The following is a 17,786-nucleotide window of genomic DNA, read 5'->3' on the forward strand; positions in this document are numbered from 1 at the left end:
GCCCGATGAGCCAGGCGGCACAGAACCTGAACTGGTTGATCACCAACTTCGTGGACAACACCCCAGGGGTGTCCCACACCGTCGTCGTGTCCGCCGACGGCCTTCTGCTGGCGATGTCCGAGGGCTTCCCGCGCGACCGTGCCGACCAGCTGGCGGCCGTCGCTTCGGGGCTGACCTCGCTCACGGCGGGTGCCTCACGGATCTTCGAGGGCGGCAGCGTGGCCCAGACCGTCGTGGAGATGGAGCGGGGATTCCTCTTCCTCATGTCCGTCTCGGACGGTTCGTCCCTCGCGGTCCTCGCCCACCCCGAATGCGACATCGGCCTGGTCGGATACGAGATGGCCCTGCTGGTCGACCGCGCGGGCGCAGTGCTCACGCCCGACCTGCGAGCCGAGCTTCAAGGCAGTCTGCTCCACTGACCCGCCCGGATCCACCCGTCTCACCAAATCACCGTCCGGCCGCCACAATCCCCCCACCGGCCTCTTCAGACGGCTTGCCCGACCGACTTGCTGTCCCGCCCGGAGGATTCATGACCCCGCCCACCGCCTCTCATGATCCGTACGCGGAGCCGTACGAGGATGAGGGCGACCAGCCGCTGGTACGTCCGTACGCGATGACCGGCGGCCGGACCCGGCCGCGCTACCAGCTCGCCATCGAGGCTCTGATCAGCACCACGGCCGACCCGGCGGCGCTGATGGGGCTCCTCCCCGAGCATCAGCGCATCTGCCACCTGTGCCGCGAGGTGAAGTCGGTCGCCGAGGTCTCGGCGCTGCTCGCCATGCCGCTCGGTGTGGCCAGGATCCTCGTCGCGGACCTCGCCGAGGCCGGACTGGTGGCCATCCACCAGCCGGGCGGCGACGAGAACAACGGCGGCGCTCCCGATGTGACGCTGCTCGAAAGGGTGCTCAGTGGACTTCGCAAGCTCTGACGCGGGGCGGGCCACCACCTCCGCGAAGATCGTGGTGGCGGGTGGCTTCGGCGTGGGCAAGACCACGTTCGTCGGCGCCGTCTCCGAGATCAACCCGCTGCGCACCGAGGCCGTCATGACGTCCGCGAGCGCGGGCATCGACGACCTCACCCACACCGGTGACAAGACGACTACCACGGTCGCCATGGACTTCGGCCGCATCACGCTCGACCAGGACCTGATCCTGTACCTCTTCGGTACGCCCGGTCAGGACCGCTTCTGGTTCATGTGGGACGACCTGGTCCGCGGTGCCATCGGCGCGGTGGTGCTGGTCGACACCCGGCGTCTGGCCGACTGCTTCCCGGCGGTCGACTACTTCGAGAACAGCGGTCTGCCCTTCGTCGTGGCCCTCAACGGCTTCGACGGGCACCAGCCGTACGCTCCCGAGGAGGTGCGCGAGGCCCTGCAGATCGGGCCGGACGCACCGATCATCACGACGGACGCCCGGCACCGGTCGGACGCCAAGAGTGCCCTGATCACGCTGGTCGAGCACGCCCTCATGGCACGTCTTCGGTAACGCCCTGAAGACGTGTCGATCAGCTCCCAAATCAAAAGCGTCATACGGCAGTTGTCGTAGATGTCCCGGAGCCGGCTGTGGTCTTTGACACGGCCGGCCCCGGCGTTCATAACGTTTCGGCAGAGGAATCGGGTGGTATGGCCACGCGTGGTTGCCAGCCGGTCTCGCTGCGCTCACAACGGCCCCGTCTTTTGGCGGGGCTCGTTCTTTATGACCGTTTTATCTGGGGCTTACATCACGCGGAATCCGCGCGTACCAATGTTTGGTGGTGCGCAGGCCGTCGTGCTGGAATGCGTGAACTGCCCAATAGTCAAAGACGTACTCATCTGTCGATGACACTGGGCTCTGAGAGACTGCGGCACAACGTAGGTGCCGACCCCTCCGAGAGGTTGTTGGTCGAGTGAGGCGAAGCAAGAACGGTCCCGAGCCGTCGGCCCGGGGCAACTTCACCCCGCCGCCGCGCGGAGCGGCGCCCGCCCCTGTGCCCGGTCCGGACTCGACGGCCGCGCCGTCGTCCAGCGGTGGCCGGTTCTCCCCGCGCAACTGGCGGGTGCCCACCCGGCTGAACGCGATCCTGCTCATACCCGTGATCGTCGGCCTCGTCATGGGCGGCTTCCAGGTCAAGAGCTCGATCGACACCTGGCGCGAGGCCGAGGACGCGGAGAACACCGCGCGTCTGGTGCGGGCCTCCCTCAGCTACGCCGACGCCCTCTACCAAGAGCGCGACAGCACCGCCCTCCCGCTGCTCAGCGGCCAGGGCCAGGACAACGCCACGGTCGTCGCCGCCCGCAAGAAGACCGACGAGGCCGCGGACGCCTTCGACGAGGCCGCCCAGAACATGCCGCAGAAGGCGGGCCTGCAGCGCCGCCTCACGCTGTTCCGGGACGGCGAGGGAGGGCTCCAGACGCTGCGCGCTGGCGCCTACACCTCCTCCAAGCTCACCGGCGTGAAGACCGAAGAGGGCTACACCCAGATCGCGCACCCGCTGACGGAGTTCGCCAACGAGCTCGGCCTCGGCACCGGCAACATCACCAGCTACGGCCGGACCGTCTACGCCATCGAGCTCACCAAGGCGGCCCTGTCGCTGCAGCGCTCCATCGGCATGCACCTGCTGATCAAGCCCGGCCCGGGACTGAGCAGCTTCGCCAGCCAGAAGGTCGCCCTCTCCTCGTACGCGTATCTCGAGGGCATCGCCGTCGAGGAGTACGTCGGCGGTGGCACCGAGGCCGACGCGGCGAAGCTCGACACCGCGAAGAAGCAGATCCAGGCCGAGGGCGCGGCGCTCGCGAAGGAGGCCGCGGCCAAGAACCCGAACTACGTGCCGCCGCCGTCCAACCCCGTGGACATGGTGTCCAGCCTCGCCCAGCTGCCGTCGATGGACAAGAGCGCCCGTGACGCGCTCGGCAAGGACGGCATCACCGCCGAGAACTGGTGGGCGGTGAACACCCTCAAGTACAACGCCTACCGCCAGATCGAGACCGACCTGGCCGACACCGCGGTGAACGAGGCCGCGAGCATCGCCGACGACGCCAAGCGCGACGCGTTCATCGTGGGTGCCGCCGTCGTGGTCGCCCTGCTCCTCGCGTTCATCCTGGCCGGCGCGGTCGCCCGCCAGATGTCCCGCTCGATGCGCCAGCTGCGCAACGCCGCCTTCGGCATCGCCGAGCAGCGCCTGCCGATGCTGGTCGACCAGCTCTCGCGCACCGACCCCGGCCGCGTCGACACCCGGGTCGCCCCGATCCCGATCAACACCAAGGACGAGATCGGCGAGGTCGCCCGCGCCTTCGACCAGGTCCACCGCGAGGCCGTACGACTCGCCTCCGAGCAGGCCCTGCTGCGGGGCAACATCAACGCGATCTTCACCAACCTGTCCCGGCGCAACCAGTCGCTGATCGAGGGCCAGCTGACCCTGATCACCGACCTGGAGAACAACGAGGCCGACCCGGACCAGCTGGAGAACCTCTTCCGTCTGGACCACCTCGCGACCCGTATGCGCCGCAACGGCGAGAACCTCCTGGTCCTCGCCGGCGAGGAGCCCGGCCGCCGCTGGGACCAGCCGGTCCCGCTGGTCGACGTGCTGCGCGCCGCCTCCTCCGAGGTGGAGCAGTACGAGCGCATCGAGCTGTCCGGCGTCCCGGAGGCCGAGATCCACGGCCGCGCGGTCACCGACCTCGTGCACCTGCTCGCCGAGCTCCTGGAGAACGCCACCACGTTCTCCTCGCCGCAGACCAAGGTCCGCGTCACCGCGACCCGGCTGCCCGACGGCCGCATCATGATCGAGATCCACGACAAGGGCATCGGCCTGACCGCCGAGGACTTCGCGGACATCAACCACAAGCTGGCCAACCCGCCGACCGTGGACGCCGCGATCTCCCAGCGCATGGGCCTGTTCGTGGTCGGCCGGCTGTCCGACCGGCACGGCATCCGCGTCCAGCTGCGCCCCTCGGGCGAGCAGGCCGGCACCACCTCGCTGGTCATGCTGCCCGACGCGATCACCCACGGCGGCGGCGGCGAGTACCAGCCGAACCGTGACGAGTTCACCGTCTCGCAGATCATCCCGGAGCAGAACTTCGGCGGCGAGAACTTCAACAACGGCCTGCCGATGCGTACGGCCGCGGAGCTCGGCTTCGACGACAGCCGCTACTCCGAGGTCCCGGACGACATACGCGAGCTGGACCCGGTCGGCCGCTCCCTGATGCGCGAGGAGCGCCGCGCGGCCCTGGAGTCCCAGAACGGCGGCGAGCCGGCCGCTCTGCAGGGTCCGAACCCGTCGTACACCGAAGCGTTCGACGGTCCCCAGAGCGCCCCGCAGACCGGTTACGACAACGGCCGGGGCGGCTTCCCGGAGCAGCAGCCCGCCGCGTACGACCAGCAGACGTCGTACGAGGAGGCGCAGCAGGCGCCGTACGAGGAGCAGCGGCAGACGGCGTACGAGGAGCCGAAGCGCCCGGCGTACGACGAGCCGTACTTCGCGCAGAACGGCGGCCTGCCGCAGAACGACACCTTCTCCCCCGGCGGCGGCTACCCGGAGCCCTCCTATGCGGAGCCGGTCCAGGAGGAGCCCGCGGCGGCGCACGCGACCGCGCCGGAGACCTTCTCGGGATTCGAGGAGCGCCGCTACCAGGATGACTGGCCGCAGCCGGACGGATACCAGAACGGCTACCCGGACCAGTACGCTCCGGAAGCGGAATCTGTGCAGGCCGCTGACGTGAGTGAGCGCGACCGCGTAGGCTTCGAACGTCCGGGGCCGGCCCCCGCCACCAAGGGTCACGAGCTGACCGACGCCGGGCTCCCCCGCCGTGGCTCCACCGGGAGCGGCGCCAACGGCTCGAACGGCACGCGGCACACGACCCAGGAGCCGCCGGCCTCCGCGCCGGAGAGCAACGGCGGCGGCGAATCCTGGCGCTCGGCCAACGACGCGCGGTGGCAGCAGGCCTCCCAGCTCCGGAAGCCCAAGGCGGGCGGGGTCACCTCCTCCGGTCTGCCGCGGCGGGTGCCCAAGGCCAACCTGGTCGAGGGAGCCGCCGAATCCACCCCCCAGGGAGGCCCATCGGTCTCCCGTGCTCCCGAGGACGTCCGGGGCAGGCTGAGCAATCTGCGTCGCGGTGTCCAGCGGGGCCGCAACGCCGGCAGTGAAACGAACGGTCAGGGCTTCGGTTCTGACAGCACCTACAACCAGGAGCGTTAGTGTGAGCCCGATGAGCCAGGCGGCGCAGAACCTGAACTGGTTGATCACCAACTTCGTGGACAACACCCCGGGGGTGTCCCACACCGTGGTGGTCTCCGCCGACGGACTCCTTCTGGCGATGTCCGAAGGCTTTCCGCGCGACCGAGCCGACCAGCTTGCGGCCGTCGCCTCCGGTCTGACCTCGCTGACCGCGGGTGCCTCGCGCATCTTCGAGGGCGGCGCCGTGAATCAGACGGTTGTGGAGATGGAGCGGGGATTCCTGTTCATCATGTCCGTATCCGACGGTTCCTCGCTCGCGGTCCTCGCGCACCCCGAGGCGGACATCGGCCTCATTGGGTACGAGATGGCCCTTCTGGTGGACCGAGCCGGTTCGGTCCTGACGCCCGATCTGCGTGCGGAGCTCCAGGGCAGCTTGCTCAACTGACAGACAGACGGTGCGTTTTGGCGTCCCGGGGCCGTAAGGTTTCGGGACGCGGCTCCACACAGCGTGATGGGTGCCCCGGCACAGTCGGAGGAGGAGAGAAAGTGGCAACACCCCCAGGTGGTTCATCTGGCAATTGGTCGTACGGCCCTGGCCAGGGTCAGAACGACGGTTCCCAGAACCCGAACCGCTACAACTTCCCCTCCGCACCGAGCCAGCGGCGTCAGCAGCCGTACGCGCCCCAGGGTCCCGGGCCGTCGCCTTACGACCAGCCGCCCGCCCCGCGCATCCAGCCCGTGCAGCCGCAGCGACGCACCCCCGAGCCTTCACCCGCGGGAGGCGCCAGCAATCCCCTGGTGCGCCCGTACGCCATGACGGGCGGCCGTACCCGCCCGCGCTACCAGCTCGCCATCGAGGCGCTGGTGCACACCACCGCGCAGCCGCACCAGATGCAGGGCCAGTTGCCCGAGCATCAGCGGATCTGCAACCTCTGCCGGGAGATCAAGTCGGTAGCCGAGATCTCGGCGCTGCTGACCATCCCCCTCGGCGTGGCCAGGATCCTCGTCGCCGACTTGGCGGAGGCGGGCCTGGTCGCCATCCATCAGCCCGGCGGCGACGAGAACGCCGGCGGCCAGCCAGACGTGACACTGCTCGAAAGGGTGCTCAGTGGACTTCGCAAGCTCTAGCGGAGGGCCTTCCCGCTCCACCACGTCCGCGAAGATCGTGGTGGCTGGCGGCTTCGGCGTGGGCAAGACCACGTTCGTCGGCGCCGTCTCGGAGATCAACCCGCTGCGCACCGAGGCCGTGATGACATCCGCGTCGGCGGGCATCGACGACCTCACCCACACCGGTGACAAGACGACCACCACGGTCGCCATGGACTTCGGCCGCATCACGCTCGACCAGGACCTGATCCTGTACCTCTTCGGTACGCCGGGCCAGGACCGCTTCTGGTTCATGTGGGACGACCTGGTCCGCGGTGCCATCGGCGCGATCGTCCTCGTTGACACGAGGCGCCTTGCCGACTGCTTCCCGGCTGTCGACTACTTCGAGAACTCCGGGCTTCCTTTTGTGATCGCCCTGAACGGGTTCGACGGCCAGCAGCCGTACAACCCGGACGAGGTCCGGGAAGCCCTGCAGATCGGGCCGGACACGCCGATCATCACGACGGACGCGCGGCATCGGGCGGATGCGAAGTCCGCGCTGATCACTCTCGTGGAGCACGCGTTGATGGCTCGCCTGCGGTAAGTGGTTCTGGTTGCGGCTACTGGGCTGCCACGGACGGTTGTACGCCGTCTGCGGCAGCCTTGTGGTTGCTCGCGCAGTTCCCCGCGCCCCTAAAGACAAAAACGCTTGAGGGCCCCTCTCTTCCGAGAGGGGCCCTCAAGCGTCGTACAGGGCTCAGTGCCAGCTGTGCGGGGCCCGGAAGCCGCCCTCGCGCTCCAGGCGGCGCCAGCCGGCCTTGGGGCGGACTCGGTGGGTCGGGGTGGACGACGGGGCGGCCGCCGCGCGAGCCAGGAGGATCGCCGTGATGGCGGCGACTTCCTCGGGCTCGGCGTGGCCCTTCTCGACGCGGATGTCAGGGGTGCTCATAGGTCACAGTCTCCGTGAGAGAGGTTTCCGCGGGGTTACTGCGGGGGGTTGCCGTGCTTGCGGGAGGGCAGGTCGGCGTGCTTCGACTGGAGCATGGCCAGGGACCGGATCAGGACCTCGCGGGTTTCCGCCGGGTCGATCACGTCGTCCACCAGGCCGCGCTCCGCCGCGTAGTACGGGTGCATCAGCTCGGACTTGTACTCCTTGACCATGCGGGCCCGCATGGCCTCGGGGTCCTCGGCCTCGGCGATCTGACGCCTGAAGATGACGTTGGCGGCACCTTCGGCACCCATCACCGCGATCTCGTTCGTCGGCCAGGCGTAGGTGAGGTCCGCGCCGATGGACTGGCTGTCCATGACGATGTAGGCCCCTCCGTAGGCCTTGCGCAGGATCAGGGAGATCCGCGGCACGGTGGCGTTGCAGTAGGCGTAGAGCAGCTTGGCGCCGTGGCGGATGATTCCGCCGTGCTCCTGGTCGACGCCCGGAAGGAACCCGGGGACGTCCAGGAAAGTGACGATCGGGATGTTAAAAGCGTCACACATCTGGACAAAGCGCGCAGCTTTTTCCGACGCCTCGATGTCCAGGACACCGGCGAGCGTGGAGGGCTGGTTGGCCACGATGCCGACGACCTGGCCGTCCATCCGGGCCAGCGCGCAGATGATGTTGCGGGCCCAGCGCTCGTGGACCTCCAGGTAGTCGCCGTCGTCGACGATCTCCTCGATGACCTTGGCCATGTCGTACGGCCGGTTGCCGTCCGCCGGGACCAGGTCGAGCAGCACGTCGCCGCGCCGGTCCGCCGGGTCCGTGGACTCCGCGCGCGGCGGGTTCTCCCGGTTGTTCTGCGGGAGCATCGACAGCAGGTAGCGCACCTCGGCGAGGCACGTCTCCTCGTCGTCGTAGGCGAAGTGGCAGACACCGGACGTCTCGGCGTGCACGTCCGCGCCGCCGAGGCCGTTCTGGGTGATCTCCTCGCCCGTCACCGCCTTCACGACGTCCGGTCCGGTGATGAACATCTGGGACGTCTCGCGGACCATGAAGACGAAGTCCGTCAGGGCGGGGCTGTAGGCCGCGCCGCCGGCGCACGGGCCGAGCATGACGCTGATCTGCGGGATGACGCCCGACGCCTTGGTGTTGCGCTGGAAGATGCCGCCGTAGCCGGCGAGGGCGGAGACGCCCTCCTGGATCCGGGCGCCCGCGCCGTCGTTCAGGGACACCAGAGGAGCGCCCGAAGCGATGGCCATGTCCATGATCTTGTGGATCTTCGTGGCGTGGGCCTCGCCCAGCGCGCCGCCGAAGATGCGGAAGTCGTGGGCGTAGACGAAGACCGTACGGCCCTCCACCGTGCCCCAGCCGGTGATGACACCGTCGGTGTACGGCTTCTTGGCCTCCAGGCCGAACCCGGTCGCCCGGTGCCGGCGCAGCTGCTCGACCTCCTGGAAGGAACCCGCGTCGAGGAGCAGTTCGATGCGCTCCCGTGCGGTCAGCTTGCCCTTGGCGTGCTGCGCCTCGGTCGCCTTCTCGCTGGGACCGGCCAGGGCCGCCGCACGGATCCCGTGCAGTTCGGCCACCCGCCCGCGCGCGTCCGTCGGCTCACCCGCCGGCTCACTCGTCGGCTCGCCCGTCGTCTCACCCGGCGCCTCATCCAAAACGGTCATGTAGTGACCTTACGAAGACCCGCGAGGAATGCCAGCCGTCGACTCCTCACAGTCTCCGGCCCGTTTTCCTGGTGCCACTGAACAGAACCCTGGAGGCATGCAGGCGTTCTGACTGCTCAGGGGGCCTGCCGCTTGTAGGAGTCGTACAAAGTCAGGGCGTGAGAGTCACCTCACACTCATGCGTGGCGCATACCGTCCCCGGGGTGACGCGCAGGTGCAGCAGGCGGCCCGTGGCGCGTACGTCGACCGTGTCGTCGGCGCGCACGACCGAGCTCACGGGGCGGTTCCAGACGATCTCCAGCGGTTCGCCCGAACGGGGTGGCTCGGCCACGGAGAGAGTAGCGGTACGGCCCCTGCGGCGGACCAGGACGCTCGCCCCGGCCGACGCGGTGAGCGGACCCGAGGTGCCGGCTCGCCAGAAGTTCGCGGCGGTCAGGCCCAGGCGGTCGACGCGGACCGCCTGGCACCCGCTGTCGTTGGCGAGGACCGACAGCCAGTGACGGTCGGCGGCGCGGGCGGCGACGGCCTGACGGGAGGCCCCGGGCATCAGGACATAGGCGTACGAGGCGTCCACGGGGTCGGTGCCGTGGTCGAGCCAGAGGGTCTGCCAGCGCCGGGTGCGCCGTTCGGTCGTACCGGAGGTGTTGATGTCCGACCAGGCGCCGGTGCGGTCCTCGCGCAGGGCGTGCACGTCGCCGGGGACGAGCCAGCCGCCGTGCCCCTCCAGATGCGCCCAGCCCGGTCCCCCTACGAAGGACTGCGTCCCGCCCTCCCCCAGGTTGCGGTTGTCGACGACGGTCTCGACGGGGACGCCGTCGGTGCAGGTGATGCCCGCGCCGAGGCAGATCACCGCGTCCGCGACGCAGAACCACGACTTGTGGGCCTGAAGCGTGGACTCCAGTCCCTTGAGGTGCTGGCCGATCGCCGCGTACTCGCCGTCGGTCGTGCCGCCGACCCAGCGGACGTCCGGCTTGGGCTCGCCCCACTCGCCGCCGGCCCGGTCGGGAAGGCGTTTCGTGGAGACGGTCGTGCCGGGGAGGCGGTACCAGTCGACGGTGGGCCAGTACCAGTCGGTGTACTGATCGCTGCGGCCTTCGGCCCACCAGGAGAGCATTCCGGCACCGGTGTGCCAGCCGCGCGGGTTCTCGCCGTTGCCGCATTCGTAGGCGGCGATGCGGTCGCTGGCCATGGCGATGTTGGCGACGAATCCGGGGCGGCGGTGGACGGCCCTGTCCATGGCGGCGAAGAGCGTGTGCCCGACGGGTTCGGGCGCGGCGGGGACGGGTGACGCGGCGACCGCGTGCAGCCGGGCGAGGTCGGCCACGTCGAACTGGGGTGCCGTCAGGATCGGTGTGACGGTGTCCCGTTCGATCCAGCCCTTCACCAGGCCGTGCCAGCGGAGCCGCTCCTCCTCGCTCGCCCCGCCCGCCAGCAGCGCGATCGCGGCGATGATTCCCTGGCCGTGGAAGTGGTCGCCGCGCAGGACGTGGCGGTCGTCGCCCTTGAGGTGACCGCGGCTGATGGCACGGCCGTTGACGCTGTCCATCACCAGCCCGTCGTGGATCAGCGGGGCGTAGGCGCGTTCGACGCTGTCGAGGACGGTCTGCCGCTGCGGGTCGGTCACCTCCCACTCGGACCCGGCGAGGAGGGCGAAGAGGCGGCCTAGGCCGTCGAGCAGGACCTGACCGTAGGTGCCGGAGTAGGCGACCCAGGTGTGCTGGACGAAGGAGCCGTCGGCGTAGAGGCCGTCGCCCTTCGTGACGTACGGGAAGACCGGTGAGAGGGCGTCGCGGGCGAGGGCGATCCGGTCCGGGGCCCTGCCCAGGAGGCCGCGCAGGGCGACGGAGCGGCACAGGTCCACGCGGTTGGCGCCGGTGGAGGTGCCGGAGTAGTCGGTGAGCATCGTGTCGGGGATGAAGTGGTCGACGGCGGCACAGGCCGCTGTGACGCGGTCCGGGCCGAGGTGGTCGTACAGGGCGGCCGTGGTGTCCATGAGGAGGCGGGGGCTGCCGATCTGCCATTCCCACCAGTTGCCGTAACGGGTGGTGGAGGGGTTGTAGACGGTGGCGGCGAGGTGGTCGAGGCCGCGGAGGACGTCCGCGAGGAGGGTCGCGTCGCCGGTCGAGCCGGTGCCCGGCTGGACGTAGGCCCGGGTCATGGTCCACAGGCGGCTGTAGCTCCGGGTGATGCCGGCCGGGGGGTCGTAGGGCTGGCCGGGCCACAGGGAGGTGGGGGTCGGGGCCATGGTGGCGCGGAAGCCGCGGGCGAGTTCGCCGGTCTCGGCGAGGCGGGCGGCGTACGGCTGCGCTGCCGGGTCGTATCCGGTCCCGAGGGCGATGTCGAGCCAGCGTCGGCGGAGGCTGTCGTAGGGGTCGGCTGCGGTGGCGCGGGCGGGCGGGGCGGCGGTGGCCAGGAGCGCCGCCGCGAGTAAGACGGCTCTGCGGGTGGGTCGCAGGAGGGCTCTGCGCTGTGGGTTCATACCGGGGCATCTACCACCGCGGGGCGATCAGGCCAACACTTCGCGGATGACGTTGAAACCCGTATGGAATAGGTCTACGGTCGTTCCCGTTGAGTGGTTCAACGTTCAACATCCTCACTCCAAGGAGCTTCGTCATGACGAACACCGACCTGACCGCACTGACTGGCGACTACACGATCGACGCCTCGCACTCGACGATCGGCTTCACCGTGCGTCACGCCATGGTCACCAACGTCAAGGGTGCGTTCGACGAGTTCAGCGGCTCGCTGCACCTGGACGGCAGCGACCCGTCCGCGTCGACGGCCTCCATCGACGTCAAGATGGACAGCATCAACACCGGGTCGGCGGACCGTGACGGGCACCTCAAGAGCGCGGACTTCTTCAAGATCGAGGAGTTCCCGACGATGACCTTCCGCTCCACCAAGGCGGAGGCACTCGGCGACGAGGACTACCGCATCACCGGCGACCTGACGATCCTCGGCACCACCAAGCCGCTCACCATCGACCTCGAGTTCAACGGCGCCGCGAAGGACCCCATGGGCAACGAGCGCGTGGGCTTCGAGGGCAAGGCGGAGATCAAGCGGTCCGACTGGGGCCTGACCTGGAACGCGACCCTGGAGACGGGCGGCGTCCTGGTCTCCGACAAGATCAAGCTGAACTTCGACATCTCCGCGATCAAGAACGCGTGACCCCGTCGCCGGAGATCGGCAGGTGCGCCGGTCCGGGAGGTCCGGGCGGTCCGGGAGGTACGCCTTCCAGGCCGTCTCGGACAGACCGGAGCCGGCGCGTCGGCAGACCTCGGTGATCAGACGGCCTGGGTTCAGGTCGTACCGCTGACGGGGACGTGGCTGAATCGCACCCCTTGTGCGTGAGTTCACAGGATTCCCATAATCCAGGAACAGATTTGACCAGCCCATGTCAGAACTTGGGCGTTTCTTTGGCGCTCAGGATTGACATGCTCTCGTCAAAGCCACCCCCACCTGGAAGAGGCGTCCCCTTGAAGAAACTCCTCACCGCCGTCAAGAGATGTCTGGCGGTCGGAGCCGCCGCGCTCGCGATCGCCAGTCTCCAGCCCGTGTCGGCCGCACAGGCCGCGCCCTCGCCCGTCGTCGGCGGCAGCCGTGCCGCGCAGGGCGAGTTCCCGTTCATGGTGCGCCTGTCGATGGGCTGCGGCGGGGCGCTGTACACCCAGCAGATCGTGCTCACCGCCGCGCACTGTGTGAACGGCACCGGAGCGAACACCGGCATCACCGCCACCGCCGGGGTCGTGGACCTGCAGTCCAGCAGCGGGCGGGTGCAGGTCAAGTCGACGTACGTGTACCGGGCGCCCGGGTACAACGGTGACGGCAAGGACTGGGCGCTCATCAAGCTCGCCTCGCCGGTCAACCTTCCGACGCTGAAGATCGCGACGACGACGCAGTACAACACCGGGACCTTCACGGTCGCGGGGTGGGGTGCGGCCACCGAAGGCGGGGCCCAGCAGCGGTATCAGCTGAAGGCGACCGTGCCGTTCGTGAGTGACGCCACCTGCCGGGGATACAGCGGGTACAGCGGGCTCATCGCGAACGAGGAGATCTGCGCGGGGTATGCCTCGGGCGGGGTCGACACCTGCCAGGGGGACTCCGGTGGGCCCATGTTCCGGCGGGACTCGGCGAACGCGTGGATCCAGGTGGGCATCGTGAGCTGGGGCATAGGGTGCGCTCGGGCGAACGCGCCCGGGGTCTACACCGAGGTGTCCACGTTCGCCTCGGCGATCGCTTCGGCGGCCGCGTCGCTGTGAGGTGAGGCGGGTCTCGTACGGTCTTTCGCGGGTCCGGTGCGTTGAGCGCCGGGCCCGCGGTTTTCGCCCCCGCCGCCCCTACCCGTCCCGTCCCGTCCCCAGGGGGCGCTGCCCCCTTCGGCCCCCGTTTCCGGGGGCCGGCCCCCGGACCCCCGCTCCTCAAACGCCGGAGGGGCTGATTCTTCTCAGAACCCCCCGCCCCCGAAGTCCCCACCGCCTCCGAAGTCCCCGCCGCCCCCGAAGTCGCCGAAGTCCCCGGAGTTGAAGTCGGAGCCGGAGAGGTCGCCGCCCTCATAGCCGCCGCCGAAGTCGCCGTAACCGGAGCCGTAGTCGGCCGCGTAGGCGGGAGTGGCCATCATGCTGCCGAGGACCGTCCCGACCAGCAGGCCGGGGAGGAGGCCGCCGCCGAAGTAGCCGCCGGCCCAGGGACCGTAGGCGGGGCCCGCGTCCCAGTAGGGGCGGCGGCCCTGGTCGGTGTCGACCTCGCGCATCACCGGGTCCCGGCCGTCGGCCAGGCGCGTGGCGTCGGCGGCGCAGACCGGGACCTCGCGCGGGGCACCGCCCGGCGGCGTCCAGAGGGCGTCCGTCACGGAGGGCCCGTGGCGGGGGTCGAAGAAGCAGGGGACCCGGCGCTCGGGAAGCGGCCGGCCCTCGCGGCGCGCCGCGAGCTGGGCCAGCGAGAAGCGGCCGTCCTCCAGGGCCCGGGTGACCGCCCGCACGTCCTCGGGTCTCGTGGCCGCCCCCATGAGCGACTTGGCCTGCTCGTACGCGTCCAGGGCCCGCTCGTAGTCCGCGCGCATCGCGTCGTCGGCGCCCGCCTCGGCCGGGTGGAAGTCCAGCCGGTCCAGTTCCTCGCCGAACGCCGTGATGTCCTCGTCCACCACCACCCGCAGTTTCTCCAGCGCGGCCCGCTGCTCCTCCGCGTGCCGGCGCCGGTTGCGCCGCACCAGCGTGTACGCGCCCACTCCTCCGGCCACGAGCACCGCGCCCACCGTGATCAGTGCCGTGCTCGAGACCCCGCCCCCGTCGTCGGAGGTCCGCCAGGTCGACGGGGCCGAGCCGCCCATGTTGGTGACCGCGGCGGCGGTGAAGTCGGTCAGCTGGGCGCGGGTGTCCTCGCCCTCCACGGTCGTCACCAGGTTCCGTACGGCCGCGCCCGGCAGGACCGAGGAGTCGGCGCGGGCGTCGAAGGCGTCACCCAGGCGGACCGCGTACAGGCCGGTGATGCCGGTCGCGGTGCGCAGCTTCGTGAAGAGGTCCTGCTTCGGGTAGTCGGCGGGCAGCACCGCGACGAACAGCGGCTTGTCCGCCTTCACGATCCGGTCCGCCAGGGCGTCCGCGTCCTTGGCCGACAGCTGGGCCGCGGCGGCCGGATCGACGTAGACGGGGTTCTTGCGGAGGGCCTGGCCGATGGCCGAGACGCTGGTGGCGGACGTCGAGGCGGTGGCGGTCGGGACGCCCGGCGACAGGACGACCAGGGCCGCGACCGCCAGGGCGAGAAGCAGCCCCGGAAGGCTTCGGGTCCGTACGACGGCCTGCGCGCTGGCCTTCATACCTCGACGCTACCCGAAGCCTCCCGAAACCGACCTCTTCGGCACCTGGCTCAGGCGGACCTGTACGCCTGGGCCAGCTTCGCCACCGCCTCCCCGTAGTGGCCGGTCAGCAGCAGGTGATCGGCGTCGGCGAAGGGCTTGGCGAAGGCCGCGGTGATGCCCTTCCGCTGGACGATCAGCCGGGCCTTCGTGACGAGGGCGCGACCCGTCGCATCGGCGCCGGCCCGCTCGGCGGCCCTGGCCGCGGCCCCGAGCGCCTCGAGCGTGGCCGCTCCTCCCTCCGGGACCTTGGTGAGCGTCGTCAGGCCCCAGCCGTACGGGAATTGCGGGTCGTACGTCGAGTCGCCGACGTTGATCGGCAGCTGGGCCTCCGACTTCGGCCAGGTGACCGGGAGTCGACCGGTGAAGGGACGCTTGCCGTAGAGGACGTCCGCGACGCCGTCGCCCTCGGTGCCCGGCAGCCAGGAGGCGACCAGGGCGTCGATCTCGCCGAGCCGGTCGCCGATGAGCTGGGGACGCCCGGAGACGATCAGCACCGCGCACTTCATGGCCGCGCACACCTTGTCGACGGCGGCCCGGTCGGCGGCGGACAGCTCCAGGTCGTGGCCGTTGCCGACGTCTCCGACGCCCTCGGCGTACGGGGTCTCGCCGACGACGACCACACCGACGTCGTAACCGCCGGTCGGGGCGGAGGCGTCCTTCGAGTACGTCAGGGCCGCGGAGTTCTTGCGCATCGCCTCCAGGATCGTGGTGCCGGGGGTGATGTCACCGGAGGCCCCCTGCCAGGTGACCGTCCAGCCGCCGCTCTGGTTGCCGATGTCGTCGGCGTTGGACCCGGCGACGTACACCTTCTGCGACTTCCTCAGCGGCAGGAGCCCGCCGCTGTTCTTCAGCAGCACCTGCGACTCGGCGGCCGCTTCACGGGCCACGGCCCGGTGCCCGGCGGAACCGATCTCCGAGGCGCCGCTCGTGTCGGCGTACGGCTTCTCGAAGAGCCCCAGCCGGAACTTCTGCGTGAGGATGCGGGATACGGCGTCGTCGATCCGCTTCTCGCTGACGCGACCGGCCCGCGCCTCCTGGACGAGCGCGGTGTGGAAGTCCTTGTAGGCGTAGGGGGCCATGACCATGTCGACGCCGGCGTTGACGGAGGTCCGCACGTCCGAGGCGTAGTCCCCGGGGATCTGGTCGATGCCGTTCCAGTCGCTGATGACGAAGCCGTCGAAGCCGAGGCGTTGTTTGAGCACGCCGTTGATCATGTCGGCGCGGGCGTGCATCCTGACCGGTCCGAGGCCGTCGCCGACGACGTCGAGCGAGGAGTACGACGGCATGACCGTGCCGACGCCACGGTCCACCGCGGTCTTGTACGGCGTGAGGTGGATCGCCTCCAGCTGCTGTCGCGTGACCGTGGTGACGCCCTGGTCGATGGTGTAGGTGCCGGTGGTGGAGGAGCCGTACGCGGTGCCGCCGTCGCCGACGAAGTGCTTGGCGGTGGCGAGGACCTTGTCGTTCCTGTCGAGGTCCTTGCCGCTCCTGGCCCCTTGGAGGCCCTGGATGACGGTTTCCATGGACTCGACGAGTGCCGGGTCCTCACCGAAGGACTCGTAGGAACGGCCCCAGCGTTCGTCGCGGGTGACGCAGAGGCAGGGCGCGAAGTCCCAAGGAATGCCGGTGGCACGGACCTCGGCGGCGGTCACGACACCTGTCTGCTGGGCGAGTGCGGGATCCCGGGTCGCCCCGATGCCGATGTTGTGCGGCATGACCGTGGCGCCGACCAGGTTGTTGTGGCCGTGGACGGCGTCGACGCCGTAGACGAGCGGGATCTGGAACCTGGTCGCCTGCGCCCGGAGTTGGAAGGAGTCGATCATCTTCGCCCAGGCCTCGGGGGTGTTGGGCGTGGGTGTGGAGCCGCCGCCGGAGAGCAGCGAGCCGAGGTCCTCGGCGGCGATGTCGGCCCCGGTCCCGACGGCTCCGCGCTCGGCCTGGGTCATCTGGCCGGTCTTCTCCGCGAGGGACATCCGGGAGAGGAGGTCCGCGACCCGCTTCTTCACGGGGAGCTTGCTGTTCAGATACGGCAGCCCGTGCGCGTCGATGACGACCTGCGGGGTCTCGGCGGGGGCCTTGGCGCCGGTAACGGTGAGCTTGAGGGGGACGGTCTCGGCGGTCTCGGAGGCCGCCTTGTCCTTGAGGGTGTGCACCCGGACGGTCCGTGTGGTGCCGGAGGCGCTGCCCGCGGGGAAGGTGAACTCGCCCTTGAGGGGGGTGTAGTCGGAGGTGGAGGCGGAGCCGCCGGCGGTCTCGTAGGCGACGGTCACGGGCTCGTCGATCGGTGCGGAGCCGGTGGTGGCGACGGTGACCTTCACGGTGGCCGTGCCACCCTCGTCGACCGGGTACACGGCGGAGTCGGTGAGCACCGAGGCGCGCAGCGACTGGTCGGCCCTGCCGTACAACTCGACGCCGTCCATGGCGAAGCGGCCCGGTGCGCCGACGGGGAGCGTGACGCCGTACCCCCACATCTCGGTCAGCCCGAGGACATGGTCGATGCCGCCGACGGGCTGGTAGTCGGTCCGGTAGGCGAAGTCCGAGAAGGGGATCTCTATCTGCTTCCAGCCGGTGAAGTCGTCGGTGAAGGACGTGGTCCACAGCTCCGAGGCCTCGCCGTTGGCGCCGCCGTCCTTGAGCTCGAAGGCGACCTTCTTGCCGTTGTCCTGGCCTTCCCACCAGAAGCGGATGCCCTGGTGGGCCGACCAGTCGTGGGCGGGTTCGTTCGCCGCGTAGTCGTGGGTGAAGCCGCCGTAGCCGCTGATGTCGTAGGTGCCGGAGAGGACCTTCCCGCCCTCGGGGGCGTCATCTCTCGTGGTGAGCCGCAGAGTTGGCGGGTCGTCGGTGTCGCCGCCCCAAGTGAAGATGCCCTCGGCCGGCTGGGCGGCGAAGGGGACCTCGCCCTCGAAGCGGTCGACGGGGACCGGGGCGGGATCGTCGGCCGCCTGGGCGGACACCAGTGGGAGCAACGCCGCCAGCAGTGTGGCGGAGGCGAGCAGGGCGGTTCTTCGTACGGAACGCATGGAGCTTCCCCCTTGGCTCTCGTGACCACTCATGACTTACCTCACGCCGTGAGTGAACTGACGGCCCAATG

General features: G+C 69.9%; 14 protein-coding genes. 9 read left to right on the forward strand and 5 right to left on the reverse strand.

Features of this window, described 5'->3' with window-relative positions:
* The first annotated feature begins 5 nt into the window (after positions 1–5).
* The 7 genes from ACIBJB_RS30015 to ACIBJB_RS30045 all read left to right on the forward strand — a co-directional run bounded on the left by ACIBJB_RS30015 (position 6) and on the right by ACIBJB_RS30045 (position 6,841).
* Positions 6–419 carry a roadblock/LC7 domain-containing protein gene (locus ACIBJB_RS30015; protein WP_003993189.1) on the forward strand — a complete coding sequence of 138 codons (414 nt, stop codon included), beginning with the start codon at positions 6–8 and terminating at the stop codon, positions 417–419.
* Between the two features lie 110 nt (positions 420–529).
* Positions 530–928, forward strand: a complete 399-nt coding sequence (locus ACIBJB_RS30020; protein ID WP_003973454.1) for a DUF742 domain-containing protein — start codon at positions 530–532, stop codon at positions 926–928.
* On the forward strand, positions 909–1,484 hold the full coding sequence (locus ACIBJB_RS30025) for an ATP/GTP-binding protein (protein ID WP_007384912.1): 576 nt from the start codon (positions 909–911) through the stop codon (positions 1,482–1,484). The genes ACIBJB_RS30020 and ACIBJB_RS30025 overlap by 20 nt, the downstream gene beginning before the upstream one ends.
* Before the next feature lie 400 nt (positions 1,485–1,884).
* A complete protein-coding gene (locus tag ACIBJB_RS30030) occupies positions 1,885–5,172 on the forward strand; it encodes a nitrate- and nitrite sensing domain-containing protein (RefSeq protein ID WP_398935000.1) in 3,288 nt (1,095 codons plus the stop codon).
* A gap of 10 nt (positions 5,173–5,182) precedes the next feature.
* Positions 5,183–5,596 carry a roadblock/LC7 domain-containing protein gene (locus ACIBJB_RS30035; protein ID WP_007384910.1) on the forward strand — a complete coding sequence of 138 codons (414 nt, stop codon included), beginning with the start codon at positions 5,183–5,185 and terminating at the stop codon, positions 5,594–5,596.
* A gap of 101 nt (positions 5,597–5,697) precedes the next feature.
* Entirely contained in the window at positions 5,698–6,279 is a 582-nt protein-coding gene (locus ACIBJB_RS30040; protein ID WP_306975964.1) for a DUF742 domain-containing protein, read from the forward strand.
* The gene (locus ACIBJB_RS30045) at positions 6,260–6,841 is read left to right on the forward strand and encodes an ATP/GTP-binding protein (RefSeq protein ID WP_009314218.1); all 582 of its coding nucleotides are present in this window, start codon (positions 6,260–6,262) and stop codon (positions 6,839–6,841) included. Before ACIBJB_RS30040 ends, ACIBJB_RS30045 begins: the two co-directional genes overlap by 20 nt.
* 153 nt (positions 6,842–6,994) lie before the next feature.
* Here ACIBJB_RS30045 and ACIBJB_RS30050 read toward each other — a convergent pair whose 3' ends face one another.
* From ACIBJB_RS30050 to ACIBJB_RS30060, 3 genes are all read right to left on the reverse strand, one after another.
* The gene (locus ACIBJB_RS30050) at positions 6,995–7,186 is read right to left on the reverse strand and encodes an acyl-CoA carboxylase subunit epsilon (RefSeq protein WP_069766191.1); all 192 of its coding nucleotides are present in this window, start codon (positions 7,184–7,186) and stop codon (positions 6,995–6,997) included.
* Positions 7,187–7,221: 35 nt separating this feature from the next.
* Positions 7,222–8,841, reverse strand: coding sequence for an acyl-CoA carboxylase subunit beta (locus ACIBJB_RS30055; RefSeq protein WP_398935003.1), 1,620 nt, complete (start codon positions 8,839–8,841; stop codon positions 7,222–7,224).
* Between the two features lie 151 nt (positions 8,842–8,992).
* Positions 8,993–11,320 (reverse strand): polysaccharide lyase 8 family protein, encoded by a 2,328-nt coding sequence (locus ACIBJB_RS30060; protein WP_398935005.1) that lies wholly within the window; start codon positions 11,318–11,320, stop codon positions 8,993–8,995.
* Positions 11,321–11,454: 134 nt separating this feature from the next.
* On the opposite strand from ACIBJB_RS30060, the gene ACIBJB_RS30065 reads away from it, so the two are divergent.
* The gene (locus tag ACIBJB_RS30065) at positions 11,455–12,009 is read left to right on the forward strand and encodes a YceI family protein (protein ID WP_398935007.1); all 555 of its coding nucleotides are present in this window, start codon (positions 11,455–11,457) and stop codon (positions 12,007–12,009) included.
* Positions 12,010–12,317: 308 nt separating this feature from the next.
* Positions 12,318–13,100: a S1 family peptidase gene (locus ACIBJB_RS30070; RefSeq protein WP_398935009.1), complete on the forward strand. Its 783-nt coding sequence runs from the start codon at positions 12,318–12,320 to the stop codon at positions 13,098–13,100.
* 185 nt (positions 13,101–13,285) lie between these two features.
* Here ACIBJB_RS30070 and ACIBJB_RS30075 read toward each other — a convergent pair whose 3' ends face one another.
* Together ACIBJB_RS30075 and ACIBJB_RS30080 are read right to left on the reverse strand one after the other, a co-directional pair.
* Positions 13,286–14,653, reverse strand: coding sequence for a hypothetical protein (locus tag ACIBJB_RS30075; RefSeq protein WP_398935011.1), 1,368 nt, complete (start codon positions 14,651–14,653; stop codon positions 13,286–13,288).
* A gap of 50 nt (positions 14,654–14,703) precedes the next feature.
* On the reverse strand, positions 14,704–17,715 hold the full coding sequence (locus ACIBJB_RS30080; protein WP_398935013.1) for a glycoside hydrolase family 3 N-terminal domain-containing protein: 3,012 nt from the start codon (positions 17,713–17,715) through the stop codon (positions 14,704–14,706).
* Positions 17,716–17,786 lie beyond the last annotated feature (71 nt).

This window comes from Streptomyces sp. NPDC050759 (genome assembly GCF_044456945.1).
GTDB lineage: Bacteria > Actinomycetota > Actinomycetes > Streptomycetales > Streptomycetaceae > Streptomyces.

Bases quoted from the DNA above. Each gene is read 5' to 3' on its own strand.
- ACIBJB_RS30015 (WP_003993189.1), top strand. From the start codon at position 6: ATGAGCCAGGCGGCACAGAACCTGAACTGGTTGATCACCAACTTCGTG.
- ACIBJB_RS30020 (WP_003973454.1), top strand. From the start codon at position 530: ATGACCCCGCCCACCGCCTCTCATGATCCGTACGCGGAGCCGTACGAG.
- ACIBJB_RS30035 (WP_007384910.1), top strand. From the start codon at position 5,183: ATGAGCCAGGCGGCGCAGAACCTGAACTGGTTGATCACCAACTTCGTG.
- ACIBJB_RS30050 (WP_069766191.1), bottom strand. From the start codon at position 7,186: ATGAGCACCCCTGACATCCGCGTCGAGAAGGGCCACGCCGAGCCCGAG.
- ACIBJB_RS30055 (WP_398935003.1), bottom strand. From the start codon at position 8,841: ATGACCGTTTTGGATGAGGCGCCGGGTGAGACGACGGGCGAGCCGACG.
- ACIBJB_RS30060 (WP_398935005.1), bottom strand. From the start codon at position 11,320: ATGAACCCACAGCGCAGAGCCCTCCTGCGACCCACCCGCAGAGCCGTC.
- ACIBJB_RS30065 (WP_398935007.1), top strand. From the start codon at position 11,455: ATGACGAACACCGACCTGACCGCACTGACTGGCGACTACACGATCGAC.
- ACIBJB_RS30075 (WP_398935011.1), bottom strand. From the start codon at position 14,653: ATGAAGGCCAGCGCGCAGGCCGTCGTACGGACCCGAAGCCTTCCGGGG.
- ACIBJB_RS30080 (WP_398935013.1), bottom strand. From the start codon at position 17,715: ATGCGTTCCGTACGAAGAACCGCCCTGCTCGCCTCCGCCACACTGCTG.